Below are 14,943 nucleotides of genomic sequence, written 5' to 3'. Positions count from 1 at the left end.
CAAGCGCCGTCATCGCCGGGTTCGATAATGCGTTATGCAAGAGATGCAGACCCACACCCACACCAACGCCAACCCCAACCCCAACACCAACATGCCTGACATCGTCCTGCCGGACGAACCGTGTGTGGATCTGACGGTAGTGGTGGTGGCTGGCTCAGTGTCTGTCGCCGCCGACCCGGGGTTTGACCCCCACAGCACCGCGCACTTCCAGACGAAGATGAAGCGGGCCCCGGTGTGGTTTGTCGCCATTGTTGCCAGCAACCACCGCGAGAAGCGCCGCTTTCGCGAAGAGCTGGCGCATATCAAGGGCGCGTGGCCGCTGCTGATGAAGCAGCGCAAGGGCGAGACCTGGACGCCGGAAGAAAAAGTGCAGCTGAAGGCGATGGTGCGCTCGGCCTCGTCGGTCAGCCCTTACCTGTTTATCTGGGCGGTTCCGGGCTCCATGGTGCTGCTGCCGTTTCTGGCCTGGTTTCTGGACCGGCAGCGCAAAAAGCGCGCCGTCGAGCGCCGCCGCCAGCAGGAGCAGTAGCCGGCCCGGTTTATGCATCAAATCGGGCCCCGGCCCACGTCCTGTAAGCGCAACCAGCTATTAAAATAAGAGCGTCACGACACGCACCATTGCCCATGAAAGCGCCCGCCATGCCTGAACCCAGCGACTACCTGATCATCGGCGGCGGCATTGCGGCGGCCTCAGTGGGCTACTGGCTGGCGCCGCATGGGCGCGTGACGCTGCTGGAGCGCGAGTCGCAGCCCGGCTACCACTCGACCGGGCGCTCGGCCGCACTGTTCATGGAAAGTTATGGCACGCCGCAGGTGCGGGCGCTGACCATGGCCAGCCGCGCTTTTTTTGCCAACCCGCCGGAAGGGTTCAGTGAGCACCCGCTGATCTCGCCACGCGGCGCCATGATGGTCGCCACCCACGGCGAAGAGGCCTTGCTGGCGGAGCAATGGGAGGTTTTTCGCAGCGTCACGCCGCACGCGCGGCTACTGAGCGGCGAGCAGGCCTGCGCGCTGGTGCCGGTGCTGCGGCCTGAGAGGGTGCTGGGCGCGGTGCTGGAGCCCGATGCCGCCGACATGGATGTGGATGCGATTCACCAGGGCTTTCTGCGCGGCCTGCGTCGCGCAGGTGGCCAGGTGATCTGCAATGCCGAGGTTACGGCGCTGGCGCGCGATGGCGGCCAGTGGCAGGTGCAGGCCGGCGGTCAGACCCATGCCGCACCCGTGGTCATCAACGCGGCTGGCGCCTGGGCCGACGTGATCGCCGCGCTGGCCGGTGTGCCAACCATTGGCCTGGAGCCGCGCCGCCGCTCGGCGTTTATCTTTGCGCCGCCCGAAGGCATCCCCACCGCTGCCTGGCCGCTGACGGCGAGCATCAACGAGGGCTGGTACTTCAAGCCAGACGCCGGCATGTTGCTGGGCTCGCCAGCCAACGCCGACCCGGTGGCGCCGCAAGACATCCAGCCCGAGGAGCTGGACATTGCCATGGCGATTCACCGCATCGAGGAGATGACCACGCTGACCATCCACCGGCCCACGCGCACCTGGGCCGGGCTACGCTCGTTTGTGGCCGACGGCGACCTGGTGGGCGGCTTTGACGCGCAGGCGCCGGGCTTCTTCTGGCTGGCCGCGCAGGGCGGTTACGGCATTCAGACCTCGGCGGCGATGGGCGAAGCCTGCGCCGCACTGGCGCGCGGCCTGCCGCTGCCCGAGCGTATCGCCGGCTTTGGCCTGACGGAGGCGATGTTGTCGCCGGCGCGGCTAAAAAGAGGCTAGAGACGGCTTGAAGCGACAACGTTGCCGCGTTTTCGTTGTCGACGAACACCATGCAACGGGCTGCTGGCTGGCGCCGCACGGTCGGGTGGCGCTGCGAGAGCGCGAGTCGCAGTCGGGCTACCGCTTGACCGGGTGCGGGCAACCGTGCTTTCGGGTATCGTCAGCTGCGCCCTTTCTCCACTTCACCGCCGCGGAGCCCGCCTTGCCAGACACCACCCACTTCTACGAACCCCGCCACGGCCACGGCTTGCCGCATGACCCGTTCAACGCCATCGTCGGGCCGCGGCCGATTGGCTGGATCTCGTCGCACAACGCGGCCGGGGCGCTGAACCTGGCGCCCTACAGCTTTTTCAACGCCTTCAACTACACGCCGCCCATCGTGGGTTTTGCCAGTATTGGCTACAAGGACACGGTGCGCAACATTGAAGCCACCGGCGAGTTTGTGTGGAACCTCACCACGCGTGCGCTGGCCGAGCAGATGAACCAGACTTGCGCGGCGGTGCCGCCCGAGGTCAATGAGTTTGATCTCGCGGGCCTCACGCCCGCGCCTTCGCGCGTGGTGGCGGTGCCGCGTGTGCTCGAGAGCCCGGTCTCGTTCGAATGCCGGCGCACGCAGGTGCTGCAGCTCGAAGGCGTGGACGGCAGCAAGGTCGACACCTGGCTGGTGCTGGGCGAGGTGGTGGCGGTGCACATTGCGAAAGTGCTGCTCAAAGACGGCGTGTACGACACGGCGAACGCCGGCCATGTGCTGCGCGGCGGCGGGCCGGGCGACTACTTCAGCATTGGGCCGGAGCAGCTGTTTCGCATGTACCGGCCGCGATAGCCAGCGGTCCGCGGTCCGCCGGTTTAAAGTGAGGGCTGGCTGGCAGTGCCAGCAGCGATCAGCAACACCGCGCCGGGCCGCCTGGACCCGCGGCGCACCCACCTGAAAGTCACCATGCCCACCCTCGAAACCCTGGAACGTTTTGTCGCCCGCGTCGAGCAGAACGCACACACTGAAGCGATTGCCGAGTTCTACACCGCCGATGCCAGCATGCAGGAGAACCAGGCGCCGCCGCGCCGCGGCCGCGATGTGCTGATCGCCGGCGAAGCGAAAGTAATGGCGCGGGCAAAGTCGCTGACCTCCGAATGTGTGCGGCCGCTGTTCATCAGCGGCGACCGGGTGGTGATCCGCTGGATCTTTAACTTCACCTGGGCCGACGGCAGCACCACGCGCATGGAAGAACTGGCTTACCAGCGCTGGGATGGCGATCGCATCGCCGAAGAAACTTTTTTCTACGACCCGGCGCAACGCACGCCGGCGCCCGCGCAGCCCTGACCCGGCCACGCGGGCCCGTGCGGCGCTGGCTGGCGCCTACCGATGGCCACCGCCCGTGTTCACCAGCGACAGACCAAAGCCAAGGGCAATACCGATGCCGATGCCCATGGTGAGGTTTTCGATCAGCGAGCCGATGATGACGCCGATCATCACGCCGGCGCCTAGCTTGAGGGACTGTTGCTTTTCCTGTTGTGTCATGGCAGAAGCCGCACGACGGGCGGCTGCCCGCTCGCGCTGAAGCTGGGTTGTGGGGATGCACACACCTTAGCGCCGCCGGTGGCTGAGGGCAAACGAAGAAACGCGTTTTTACATTCTGCGGCAGTGCAAAAACGCTCCTCAATCGTCCTACATGGCCGCTGCGCACGCACTGACAGGCCGGGTGGCGGCAGGCTCCTAACGTGGCAGAAGCCCGTTTCGGCGCTGGCGCCGCAAACGATCTTTTCCCCCACCCAAGGAGACCCTCATGCCTGCCCAGAAATACCAGAGCTGTATCGACGCCTGTCAAGCCTGTGCCGCCGCCTGCAACCACTGCGCGGCGTCATGCCTGCGTGAGCCGGATGTGAAAGCCATGGCGCGCTGCATCGCGCTCGACATGGACTGCGCCGCGATGTGTGAAACCGCCGCAGCACTGATGGCGCGCGGCAGCGAGCATGCCCAAGCCGCGTGCGGGCTGTGCGCGGAGATCTGCGATGCCTGCGCCGATGCATGTGTGCGCCACGACATGGACCACTGCCAGGCCTGTGCACGCGCCTGCAAGCGCTGCGCCGAGGCCTGCCACGAAATGGTGGCGCTGGCCTGAGCGGCGGCACTGTCTGCACACGTTGGTGCAAACCATGAAGACGATGTCACCGGCCGCCGCGTTGGGCCGCCTGGCCTTCCCCGTGGCGGCGTGGGGTGGCAGCAAGGTCGGTTGGCGGCTGAACATCGAACCGGTCCCCGACCTTGTGCAGCGAACAGGTGCTGGACGGTGGGCCCGGTGCGATCCAGCGCATCCAAGGTGACAGCCGGCCGAGGCTCGCGGGTTTAAAGTTGGGGGATTGTTGGCACCCTGGAGACACACCCCATGAACATCGCATCGCTCAAAGAAGTTGTCAGCGCCGAAGAATGGCAGCTGCGTGTGGACCTGGCCGCCTGTTACCGCCTGGTGGCGCTGTATGGCTGGAGCGATCTGGTGTTCACGCACATCAGCGCGCGGGTCCCGGGGCCGGAGCATCACTTTCTGATCAACCCCTACGGCCTGATGTTTGACGAGATCACGGCCTCGTCGCTGGTCAAGATTGATGCGCAGTGCAACAAGGTGATTGATTCGCCGTATCCGGTGAACCCGGCCGGTTTTGTGATTCACAGCGCGGTGCACGAGGCGCGGCACGACATGCAGTGTGTGCTGCACACGCACACCCGCGCGGGGGTGGCCGTCAGCGCGCAGAAGTGCGGCATCCTGCCGATCTCGCAGCAGTCGGCCTTCGTGCTGGCCTCGCTCGGCTACCACGACTACGAAGGCGTGGCCTTTCGCGACGACGAGAAGCCGCGCCTGCAGAAAGACCTGGGGCAGGCGCGCCACCTGGTGCTGCGCAACCACGGCCTGCTCACGGTGGGCGAAACGATTGCCGACGCCTTCATGAACATGTACCGCTTTGAAAGCACCTGCCAGATCCAGCTCAGCGCGCAGGCCGGCGGCGAGCTGATTCACTTTGAAGAAGACATCTACACCGGCAGCGACCGCGCCGCTACCTATGTGCGCGGCGGTGGCATGGGCGGCTCCTTTGTGTGGCCGGCCTTGCTGCGCAAGCTCGACCGCATCGACACCAGCTACCAGCATTGAGGCCCCATCGGTCTCGGTTTTTTGAATCAAATCGGCTTCCAGCCCTTGCACAGCAAGCGGGGACAGCTATCAATACAGGAGCAGCGCAGGCTTCTTTTTTCAAACCCGCGCAGGCCAGGGCATCGCTTTCACCCGCCCTTTGCCGGCTCTGCCGGCATCTTCAGCACGCGCCGGATGGTTTGAAGCAGGTCGGTGTTGGAGGTTGAGGCTTTCAGCAGCACCGCGTCGGGCCGCCCCCCCGCCCGGGCGGGCAGTACTTCGCTGGCAGAAAACACCACCAGCGCGGGCCGGGGCTGCAGGCTGTCGATCAGCTCCACCAGATCCCAGCCGGACTCCTTGCCGAGCGACAGGTCCAGCATCACCAGGTCAAAGGCCTTGTCGCGCAGGCGCGCGCGAGCCTCGGCGAGGTTGCTGGCGAATTCAAAGCTGGCGAAGTCGTCCGCGATGGCGGCGGTGATGTGCTGGATGTCCGGGTCGTCTTCCACATGCAGGATGCGTGGCTTGCGGCCGTGCAGGTCGGCCACCGCGCGCTGCATGGCCGAGACCAGCTTTTCCTCGTCAATCGGCTTGGACAGCCAGTCCGACACCGCGGACGGTTTCTGGTCGAGCTGAAGCTGCCCGTCGCCGGTCAGCGTGGAGATCACGATGACGGGCAGGTTGCGGGTGGCTTCGCTCTGACGCAGGCTGTTGAGAAATGCGCCGCCGGTCTGGCCGGGCAGGCGCAGGTCCAGCGTCACCGCGTTGTAGCTGCCCGAGGTGATCATCGAGAGGGCCTGCTCGGCGCTGTGCGCCAGGTCGGAGTCAAACCCGGCCTTGTCCAGCATGATGCCGATCAGCCGGGCCACGTCCACGTCGGATTCACACACCAGTATGCGCGAGCGCGCCACGCGCGCTGCGGACCCCGTGGGCCCCTGCGACAAGGGAAGCTCGAAGAAAAAGGTTGTGCCTTCGCCGAGCCGGGTGTCAAACCCGATGCTGCCGCCCATGCGTTCGACCAGGGCGCGCGAGATGTTCAGGCCGAGGCCGGTGCCGCTTTTCTGCCGTGAGTCGGTCGCGTCAGCCTGCGAGAATTTCTGGAAGATGCGCGTGCGGAATTCCTCCGGGATGCCCGGACCGTGGTCGCGCACCTCCACCCGCGCGCACAGCCCGGCCCGGCGCACATGCACGTCCACACTGCCGCCGGTGGGCGAGAACTTCAGCGCGTTCGACAGCAGGTTGGTCACCACCTGCGTGAGCCGGTCGGCCTCGACAGCGACCTGGAGGTCGGTGTCGTCACAGTGCAGCGTCAGGCTCACATGGTTGGCCAGGCCGTAACCTTCGTTGGCGGCGATGGCCTGCGTCAGCAGCGGCAGCAGCTGCATCGGCTCCAGGTCCAGGCGCATCTTGCCGGACTCGATTTTTTCAATGTCCAGGATGTCGTTGATCAGCCGGATCAGGCGCTCGCAGTTGCTCTTGGCGATGCCGATCAGGTTCATCGCCATGTCGGGCAGCTGGCCCGCCATGCCGCCGGCGACCAGGCCCAGCGAGCCGCGGATCGAGGTCAGCGGGGTGCGCAGTTCATGGCTCACGGTCGAGACAAACTCGCTTTTCAGGCGGTCGATGCGCTTGAGCTCGGTGATGTCGGTGGCCAGGGAGTAAAAGCCGATGACCTTGCCCTCGTCCTCGCCTTCGCCATACCGCGGGAAATAATTGACCACGTAGTCGCGCACGTCGCCGCTGGACGAGCGCTGCCTGCGCTCGTACATCACCGGGTAGCCGGACAGCACTTCTTCCACCCGGGGGCGCAGCTTCTCGTAGAACGCCGGCTCCATCAGCTCGCGCATGCTTTTGCCCAGGATCTCCTCGCTGGAAAGGCCAAAGGCATCCTGGTAGGCGCGGTTGTGAAAGCGGCAGCGCTGCTCGGCATCCACATAGGCAATCAGTGCCGGCACGGTGTCGGTGATCTCGCGCAGCTGGCGCTCGCTGGCCCGGACCCGGTCGCTGGAGCGGCGCATCGCGGTGGTGTCGCGGCCCGTGCCCCGGTAGCCGCTGAAGCGCCCGGCGGCATCGAAGATGGGCACGCCGCTGATGGAGAGGTGACGGACCTGGCCATCAGAGTCCAGCCGCGTGACTTCAAAATCGCGAAAAGGCTCGCGCCTTGCAAGCTGCGCCTCGTGTGCGACCCATTGGCTGTCGTCCATGCCCACATAGGGCAGCTCCCGCCGCAGTTTGCCGATGCTGTTGTTATTGGTGAGGCCTCCCATGTCGGCGAGCTTGCCCGCGACCTGGACAAAGCGGAAGTTCTCGTCCTGTTCCCAGAACCAGTCGTTGGACAATTCCACCAGCGCGCGAAAGCGCCCTTCGTTCGCACGCGAAAGCTGCTCGGCGAGTTTGCGCTCGGTGATGTCCTGCAGCTGCAGGATGAAGTGCAGGGGCTGGCCCTGTGCGTCGCGCACCATCGAACAGGTCAGCGCGGCCCAGACCACGCTACCCGACTTGTGCAGGTAGCGCTTTTCGCGCTGGTAGGTGTCGATCTCTCCGGCCAGTGCGAGGCTGCGCTGCAGCAAGTCCTCGGCCACGTCGTCCGGGTGGGTGACTTCGGGTCCGTCGTCAGCCATCAGCTCGGCGTGCGAATAGCCGAACATTTTGCAGAACGCCTGGTTGACGCGCAGGCGCCGCGAGTTGGTGTCCAGCACGACCATGCCGATGGCGGCGTTTTCGAAGGCGCTGGTGAACTGCTGCCCGCTGTCTGCGTCACCGGCGGCGCGCTCCAGGGCCTCCAGACGGGCCGCCTGCTGCTGCAACTGCTGCTGCAGCTCCTGGTTCAGCTGCGTCAGCGCCAGCAGGCGCTCCTGCAGGTTCTGCGGTGATTGCTGTTGCGCCAGCTGCTCCAGCTGCTCCAGCGGTTCCGACTGTGTCGACTGTTCCGACGGCTTCATTTGCTTCATTTGCTTCACGCTTGTTGCTGCTTGCCTGCTGGCCAGCATCAGGTAGACGCGGGTCGATAGTTGCCACCAAATGTAAGCAGTATGGGTTATTTCAGCGCCTGCGAGCGCGGCTGGGCATGGACTTTTGAGGGGGTTATCCCTAGCCGTTTGCAAGCCGCGCAGCCCGCGGGTCGTGGTTCATCGGGCGCTACGCCGTGATTACAAATGAAATCGGCCTGCAGCCCTTGCCTGTCTTGCGCGAACAGCTCTCATTAGGAGAGCAACGCAACGTTCTGGAAGCGAGTGATCTGTCGCCGCCCTGGCCGCGCTCAACGCTCACGGCGGCGTCCTACAGCGTTTCCTGCCGCGACTGACAAGGCCCTGGGGGGGGCCACGGCTTAGCCTGAAGTTTTCATTCCAGGAAACACCATGCCTCAATCAAGCAAAGACAACAACGGCGGCAAGAACCACCCGGCCAAGGACGGCGGGCGCAGCGCGGCAAAGCCGGCAGACAAGGCGCCCAGAAACCCCCATTCCCCGGTTGGGGCACAGAACAAGGGCGAGAAGAAAACCACGCCCTGACGCGGCCCCGGTCGGGCAGCCCGCCACGTCCCCTGGACGTACCGGTCAGGCCGGTTCGGCCACCGTGCTGACCTGCACCTTCATGTCGCTGACTTCCAGCGGCTGTGGACCGTAATCGGAGATGAAGGCCACGTCGGCAGCATCGCGGCCGTAGGCCAGCACGATGCGGCCGCCGCGCGGCTCTTTCTGCGTGGCGTCGAAGGTGTACCAGCGCCCGCCCACAAAGGCCTCGAACCAGGCGTGCAGGTCCATCGGCTCCAGCGCGTGCAGATAACCCACGACCATGCGCGCGGGAATCTGCAGGCTGCGGCACAGCGCGATGCCCACATGCGCAAAATCGCGGCACACGCCGGCGCCGTGGCCCAGCGAGTCCATGGCGTCGGTGCTGGCGTCGCTCACGCCGTACTGGTAGTCCAGGTTGGCGTTGATCCAGCCGCGTATGGTTTCCGCCTGCGCATAACCGGGCGGCGTGTTGCCGACGATCTCGCGCGCCTTCTCGGACATCTTGTCCGAGGGGCAGTAGCGGCTTTGCAGCAGGTAAAGCAGCACGTCGTCGGGCAGCTCGGCCACGGGGGTGTGCGGCGCGTCGGGCTGCACCGCGATCTGGTCCTCGACCTCCATCACCACTTCGACTTCGATGTGCATCTCGCCCGGCGGCAGCACCAGGCGCTGGCACAGGTTGCCGTAGCTGTCGACGTACTCGGTGGTCGGCACCCAGGGCTGAAGCTCATAGCGGTCGCTGACGATCCACTGCGCCTGGCCGCTGCGCGGGCGCAGCATGGCGACGATGGGGCAGTCGGCGGCCGTGGTCACGGTCAGGGTGCAGGTGGCTTGGAGTTTCATGGCGGGCAGGTTCGGTGGAGTCGATGAAGGTTAAGGTGAAGGTGAAGGCGTGCGCGAAAAATGACTGCCCACCTTACCCGTCTGAAGCGCGCCGATCTGTAGGCAAAGGCTTGCTGTTGATGCAGGCGGCAGCGGGGTCCCGGCCGGACGGGCCAGCACCTCTTTGGCGTGCAGGCGGCGGGATGAACAGGCCCGATTCCAGGTCTGAACCGGCCCTGGCCCTTGCACTGGCTGCGCAAGCAGCTATGAAAAAAGGAGCGTTTTGCGGGCCTGCCCGGGCGCATCCGGCGCCTGGACCGGGCGGCCGGCGGTCCCCTGAACAGAGGTTCAAATACCTTTCGCTTGCGGGCGATGCAGCGCCTTGTCCGGCGTAAGATGAATTGCAGCGTATTCGTGGCGGCCTGCAGGTTCAGGACTTCGGCAAACCGGTTCGCGGCCCCCGTGCCGCCCGCAGATCACCCAGGGAAACGGATGCTTCAACCAGACATTCCTCACAACGAAGTGGAGCGGCTCAGGGCGCTGTACGGGTACGACGTCCTCGATACGCCGGCCGACAGCCTGTTTGACGGCGTGGCGGAGCTTGCCGCCACACTTTGCGGCACCCCTTTTGCCGCCGTCACCCTGATCGACAGGGACAGGCAGTGGTTCAAGGCCGAACACGGCATGGGTGTGGGGCAGAGCGACATTGCGCGTGAGCACAGCCTGTGCGCCCATGCCATTCTTCAGGAAGAGTATTTCGAGGTGCCCGACCTCAGCCTCGATGAGCGTTTCATCGGTAACCCGACGCTCGATGGCGAGGTGAAGATCCGCTTTTACGGCGGCAGCCAGCTCACCACCGACAGCGGCGCCACCTTGGGCATGTTGTGTGTGATGGACCTGCAGCCGCGGCTGCTCAGTGCGGCGCAGCAACGGGCGCTGTCCCAGCTGTCGCAGATGGTGATGGCACTGCTGGCAAGCAGCAAACGCAACCGGCAGCTGCATGACAGCCGCGCCTTGCTGGGACAGCGTTCGTCCGAGCTGGTGTCGGCCAACCTGTTTCTGGATTCGATGATCGAGCACATTCCGGCCGCGGTGTACATCAAGGAGGCCACGCAGCTGCGTTATGTGCGCGTCAACCGCGCGGCGGAAGAGATGATGGGCATGCGCCGCGACGAGGTGATCGGCAAAGGCGCGGCCGAACTGTTCGGGCAGCACCAGGCCGACATTCTGGAAGAGCAGGACCGCCAGGTGGCGGTGAACAACCCGGCCTTCGAGTCGGTGGACCAGCTGATCTCGTCCCGGCGCGGGGTACGCGTGCTGCACACGCGCAAGGTGCCGATCAGCGATGCGCAGGGCGTGTTGACGCACATCCTGGGCATCGCTGAAGACGTGACGCAGCAAAAGGCGATGCAGGACGAAATCCTGGAACTCAATGCCGTGCTTCACGCCAGGGCCAGCGACCTGGAGGCCTTGAACCGCAGCCTGGAGGTTTTTTCGGCCGCGGCCACGCATGACCTGCGTTCGCCGCTGGGCGTGATTGCGGGTTATGCCGGCCTGCTGGAAAAGAAATACGGCCCGCTGCTCGACGACAAGGGCCGTGGCTGGCTGTCCATCATCGGCGGGAGGGCCAAAAGCATGGCCCAGCTGATTGACGACCTGCTGGCTTTTTCAAAGCTGGGCCACCGCGCCGTCAGCACCTGCATGGTGGACATGCAGCTGCTGGTGAGCTCGGTGCTGGCGGAACTGCAGACGGACAGCGCCATCCGCACCCCCATCACGCTGGGGCCGTTGCCGCCCGCCCCGGCCGATGCCGCCCTGCTGCGCCAGGTGTGGATCAACCTGCTGTCCAACGCCGTCAAGTACAGCCGCCAGGCGCCCAGCCCGCAGGTGGACGTGAGCGGCCGTACCGAGGGCGGCGAGGTGGTCTACACCGTGCGCGACAACGGCGCCGGCTTCGACATGGCCGACTACGACAAGCTGTTTGCGGTGTTCCAGCGGCTGCACACCGACCAGGAATTCGAGGGCACGGGCATTGGCCTGCCCATCGTGCACCGCATCGTGACGCAGCATGGCGGGCGGGTCTGGGCCGAAAGCCGGGTCGGCCACGGCGCCGTGTTTCATTTCGCGCTGCCCGTGGTGGCGCAGAACACGCAGGGGACGGATCAGGCGGATGAGGGGCCGCCCGGCGCCTGACGCGGCGCTTCCCGGACGCGCTCAGGCGTGGGCGGGCGGCGGCTCCGGCTGGGGCAGCGCCACAAAGGCCAGGGCGCCCAGCGCCAGCAGCGCGGCAATGCTGGCCAGCACGGCGGTGAAAGGCTTCACCCCGTGGGCCGAGGCCACCGAGGCCACCACACCCGTGAACCACTGCATGGTGGCCACGCCCAGGAACATGGCCATGGTGAAGACCGACAACGCGCGCCCCGTCATGGCCGCGGGGTAGGCGGCGCGCACGTCGGCGTATTGAAGAATCATGTAACCCGACAGCAGGCCGATGACGATGGGCGCCGCCACATCGATGAATGTGTTGTGGGTGAAGGAAAACGCGGCAAACAGGCCGGCCACTCCCAGCGTGAAACCGGTGATCCAGCGGCGCCGGGTGGCGGGCCCGGGGTCGAAGCGGCCGAACAGCGGCGGGCCGGCCAGCGACACCAGCGACATCACCAGCGCCACATTGCCGCTTTGCACCAGCGAAAAACCATGCCGCTCGATCAGCAGCGGCCCCAGCCACAGGCCGCGCAGCGAGACGAAGGAGGCATACCCGACGCTGGCCAGCAGCAGGATGCCCCAGGTGTGCGGCAGCGTGAACAGCGCGCCAAAACCGGCCAGGGCCTGGCCCACGGATTCCTTCTTTTTCAGCGCATCCATGGGGTGCGGCGGCTCGTGCACCAGCGCCCAGATCAGCCCCCAGGCCAGCACGCCCCAGCCGCCCAGCACCCAGAAACCCATGCGCCAGGAGCTGGCCTCGATCAGCCAGGCCAGCGGCGTGCCTGTCAGCAGCAGGCCGATGCCGCCCAGGCTCATGGCCAGACCCGAGATGGCGGCAAAGCGGTGCGGCGGCATGTGCCGCGCAATGAATACCGTGCACACCAGAAAGGCCGGTGCGCAGCCGATGCCGATCAGTACCTGGCCGGCCACCAGCATGCCGAAGCTGGTGGACAGTGCCGACACGGCCGCGCCGGCAATCGCCACCGGAAACGCGGTCAGCACGGTGCGGCGCACGCCGTGCAGGTCGATGCCGATGCCCATGAACAGCTGCATGGCGCCAAAGGCAAAGTGAAAGGCGCCGGCAAACAGGCCCAGCGATTGGGCGCTCAGGCCAAAGTCGGCCTGCAGCGGCGTGGCCATGATGGCAGCCACGGTGCGGCAGGCCTGGCTCAGCGCAAAGGCGGTGACCAGCGCGAACAGCATGACCCAGATGGCGCGCGGAGGCATGGCGCGGGGGTCGGCCAGCAGAGGCGAGGCGGGTGAGGGGTCGATTGGCGGAGCGGCGGCGGTCATGCCTCTGAGGTTACACGACCTGTCTGATGCGTGAAGCGTACGACGGCGTCAGGGTTGGGTGCTGCGGAAACGGGGCGCAGCCTCAGTCGCGGTCGCGGTCGCAGTCTCAGTGCATCGGGCCGGTCTGGCCAGGCGGCGGTGTCAGGCGGTCGAGGTTGTCGGCGTGCCCCTTGCAAAACGCCACCAGTTCTTCCAGGTCGGCAGCTTTGTCGAACACCCTGTCGGCGCCCAGTTGCAGGCAGCGGTCGGTGATGTTCTGGTGGCAATAGCTGGTGAGCACCACCACCTTCTGGGTCGGCTTGCGGCTTTGACAGTCGCGCAACACGCCAAACCCGGATCCTTCGGCGAGGAAGAGGTCAACGATGGCCAGCTGCCAGTCGTCGTTGAAGGTGCGCAGCCATTGGCGAGCCCCGGCCTCGCTGGCGGCATGGCCAACGAATTTGAGAGGGGCTACTTCTTCCATGGCTTCGACCACGGTGTCGCGTATTTCGGGCTTGTCCTCGACAAGGAAAGTGCTGACCAGCATGGCGTCCCTTTATGAACAGACCACCGTAAGCCAACGGCAGTGGAACCCCTGTGGGCCGGGACCACCTCGCCCTGTAGGTGCTGTCCCACGCCCCGGCCCTGGCGCGATGAAGAGGGGAGGCAGGCCCGCGCGCAAGAACGAAGGACGCTACTAGCTATGAATACCGTAGCGACTCAGGGGTGCACGGCACTACCCGATCAGTTGGGGCAACCAGGTCGCAATCGCCGGGATCCAGAAAACCGCGGCGAGCAACACCAGGCTCATGACCACGTAGGGCACGACGGCGATGAAGATGTGGGCCATGGTGACCGACGGTGGCGCCACGCCGCGCATGGTCATCAGGAGCAGGCCGTGCGGCGGCAGCAGCAGGCCCAGCTGCATGCAGATCAGGAACATCACGCCGAACCAGATCGGGTCGATGCCGAGAGCCTGCACGATGGGCATGAAGATGGGCAGCGTGATCATCATCATGCTGACCTGGTCGACAAAGATGCCGAGGAAAATCAGCATCAGCATCATGCCGACCACAATCATGTTGGTGGAGAGTCCCTGGCCGGTGATGAACTGCACCAGGCCGCTGCTGGCGCCCGAGAATGACAGGATCTGCGCAAAGGTGGTGGCGCCCAGGATGATGAACAGAATCATGCCCGAGATGCCGGCCGTGCCCTTGAGCGCCTTGATCACCGCATCCCAGGTCAGCGCGCGGTAACACAGGGCCAGCAGCATGGTGGCAAAGGCGCCGAGGGCGGCGCATTCGGTCGGCGTGGCCCAGCCGGCGGCCAGCGCGCCCACCACCACGCCGAAGATCGACAGGGTGGGAAGCACATAGCCGAAAAACAGGCTCCAGCGCGCCCAGCCGCGGTGCTGGACCACATCGTCCTTGTCGGCCGGCGCAAGCCTGGGGCTGACGCTGACGCGGATGATGATCCACAGCACAAAGGCCACCGACAGAATCACGCCGGGGATCACGCCACCGATAAGCAGCTTGGAAATCGAGATGCCCGACAGCGAGCCCAGCAACACGGTCAGGGCTGAGGGCGGAATCAGCATATCGACTGCGCCGATGGCCATGATGGGGCCGGTGGCAATCGTCGGGTGGTAACCGCGCGCCAGCATGATGGGCAGCATCAGCGAGCCCAGCATGGCGGTGGTGGCAATCGTCGAGCCCGAAATCGCCGAGAACACCGTACCGGCCACCACAGCCACCACGGCCAGACGGCCGGGTACGCGTTTGATCAGGCGCTCCACGCCTTCGATGACCTTGAGGGCCAGGCCAGTGTGGAACAGGATCTCGCCCATCAGCACAAACAGCGGAATCGGCGTCAGTGAAAAGGCCGTGACCGAGCTCACGCTGCTGCGCGCCAGCTGCATCAGTCCGGGCTCGCCGCCCATGTAGAGCCAGGCGCCGATGATGTTGATGGTGATGAAGGTCAGCGCCACCGGCATGCCGATGAACAGCAGCACGGTGGAGCCGCCCAGCATCAGCCAGGCGGCAATGCCCCAGCCGCTCATGACAGCACCCTGGCCAAAACTCTCGCGTGATGCGCCGTCCCGCCAGGCGGGAGCGATTCATTCTTCGGGCGGCCGTGCGAATGAATCATGCTGCGCTCACTGCGTCGTGGCGCGGACCGCGCGGGCCGCGTTGCAGCCGGATCATGCGAAAAATCATTTCAATTCCAAGAAGAACAAAAACCAG

General features: G+C 65.6%; 14 protein-coding genes. 8 read left to right on the top strand and 6 right to left on the bottom strand.

Going from position 1 to position 14,943, the window contains the following annotated elements; genetic code table 11:
- Positions 1-34 precede the first annotated feature (34 nt).
- The 4 genes from PSV33_RS00140 to PSV33_RS00125 all read left to right on the top strand — a co-directional run bounded on the left by PSV33_RS00140 (position 35) and on the right by PSV33_RS00125 (position 3,091).
- Entirely contained in the window at positions 35-529 is a 495-nt protein-coding gene (locus tag PSV33_RS00140; RefSeq protein ID WP_300557350.1) for a hypothetical protein, read from the top strand.
- Positions 530-639: 110 nt separating this feature from the next.
- A complete protein-coding gene (locus tag PSV33_RS00135; RefSeq protein WP_300557347.1) occupies positions 640-1,773 on the top strand; it encodes an FAD-dependent oxidoreductase in 1,134 nt (377 codons plus the stop codon).
- A gap of 202 nt (positions 1,774-1,975) precedes the next feature.
- Positions 1,976-2,596, top strand: a complete 621-nt coding sequence (locus tag PSV33_RS00130; RefSeq protein ID WP_300557345.1) for a flavin reductase family protein — start codon at positions 1,976-1,978, stop codon at positions 2,594-2,596.
- A gap of 114 nt (positions 2,597-2,710) precedes the next feature.
- Entirely contained in the window at positions 2,711-3,091 is a 381-nt protein-coding gene (locus PSV33_RS00125) for a nuclear transport factor 2 family protein (protein WP_300557343.1), read from the top strand.
- Between the two features lie 36 nt (positions 3,092-3,127).
- Here the strand turns inward: PSV33_RS00125 and PSV33_RS00120 are convergent, their stop codons facing one another.
- Positions 3,128-3,289 carry a hypothetical protein gene (locus PSV33_RS00120; RefSeq protein WP_300557341.1) on the bottom strand — a complete coding sequence of 54 codons (162 nt, stop codon included), beginning with the start codon at positions 3,287-3,289 and terminating at the stop codon, positions 3,128-3,130.
- Between the two features lie 265 nt (positions 3,290-3,554).
- Between PSV33_RS00120 and PSV33_RS00115 the strand changes: the two genes are divergently transcribed.
- Together PSV33_RS00115 and PSV33_RS00110 are read left to right on the top strand one after the other, a co-directional pair.
- Positions 3,555-3,890: a four-helix bundle copper-binding protein gene (locus tag PSV33_RS00115; RefSeq protein WP_300557339.1), complete on the top strand. Its 336-nt coding sequence runs from the start codon at positions 3,555-3,557 to the stop codon at positions 3,888-3,890.
- A 264-nt stretch (positions 3,891-4,154) separates the two neighbouring features.
- Positions 4,155-4,913 (top strand): class II aldolase/adducin family protein, encoded by a 759-nt coding sequence (locus PSV33_RS00110; protein WP_300557337.1) that lies wholly within the window; start codon positions 4,155-4,157, stop codon positions 4,911-4,913.
- Positions 4,914-5,041: 128 nt separating this feature from the next.
- On the opposite strand, the gene PSV33_RS00105 is transcribed toward PSV33_RS00110, so the two are convergent.
- Complete coding sequence (locus PSV33_RS00105; RefSeq protein ID WP_300557335.1) at positions 5,042-7,831, bottom strand: PAS domain S-box protein; 2,790 nt, start codon at positions 7,829-7,831, stop codon at positions 5,042-5,044.
- Positions 7,832-8,248: 417 nt separating this feature from the next.
- Here PSV33_RS00105 and PSV33_RS00100 point away from each other — a divergent pair, with 417 nt between their 5' ends.
- Positions 8,249-8,401 (top strand): hypothetical protein, encoded by a 153-nt coding sequence (locus PSV33_RS00100; RefSeq protein ID WP_300557333.1) that lies wholly within the window; start codon positions 8,249-8,251, stop codon positions 8,399-8,401.
- Positions 8,402-8,446: 45 nt separating this feature from the next.
- Here the strand turns inward: PSV33_RS00100 and PSV33_RS00095 are convergent, their stop codons facing one another.
- A complete protein-coding gene (locus PSV33_RS00095) occupies positions 8,447-9,244 on the bottom strand; it encodes a transglutaminase family protein (protein WP_300557331.1) in 798 nt (265 codons plus the stop codon).
- A 471-nt stretch (positions 9,245-9,715) separates the two neighbouring features.
- Between PSV33_RS00095 and PSV33_RS00090 the strand changes: the two genes are divergently transcribed.
- Positions 9,716-11,416: an ATP-binding protein gene (locus PSV33_RS00090; protein ID WP_300557329.1), complete on the top strand. Its 1,701-nt coding sequence runs from the start codon at positions 9,716-9,718 to the stop codon at positions 11,414-11,416.
- A 21-nt stretch (positions 11,417-11,437) separates the two neighbouring features.
- Here the strand turns inward: PSV33_RS00090 and PSV33_RS00085 are convergent, their stop codons facing one another.
- The 3 genes from PSV33_RS00085 to PSV33_RS00075 form a co-directional block, all read right to left on the bottom strand.
- Positions 11,438-12,721 (bottom strand): nitrate/nitrite transporter, encoded by a 1,284-nt coding sequence (locus PSV33_RS00085; RefSeq protein WP_300557327.1) that lies wholly within the window; start codon positions 12,719-12,721, stop codon positions 11,438-11,440.
- A gap of 106 nt (positions 12,722-12,827) precedes the next feature.
- On the bottom strand, positions 12,828-13,247 hold the full coding sequence (locus tag PSV33_RS00080) for a response regulator (RefSeq protein WP_300557325.1): 420 nt from the start codon (positions 13,245-13,247) through the stop codon (positions 12,828-12,830).
- 189 nt (positions 13,248-13,436) lie between these two features.
- Complete coding sequence (locus PSV33_RS00075) at positions 13,437-14,759, bottom strand: TRAP transporter large permease subunit (RefSeq protein WP_300557323.1); 1,323 nt, start codon at positions 14,757-14,759, stop codon at positions 13,437-13,439.
- Between the last annotated feature and the right edge of the window lie 184 nt (positions 14,760-14,943).

Source organism: Polaromonas sp., assembly GCF_029945895.1.
In the GTDB taxonomy this organism is placed as follows: domain Bacteria; phylum Pseudomonadota; class Gammaproteobacteria; order Burkholderiales; family Burkholderiaceae_C; genus Polaromonas.
This window is presented reverse-complemented; position numbering and strand designations above follow the sequence as displayed.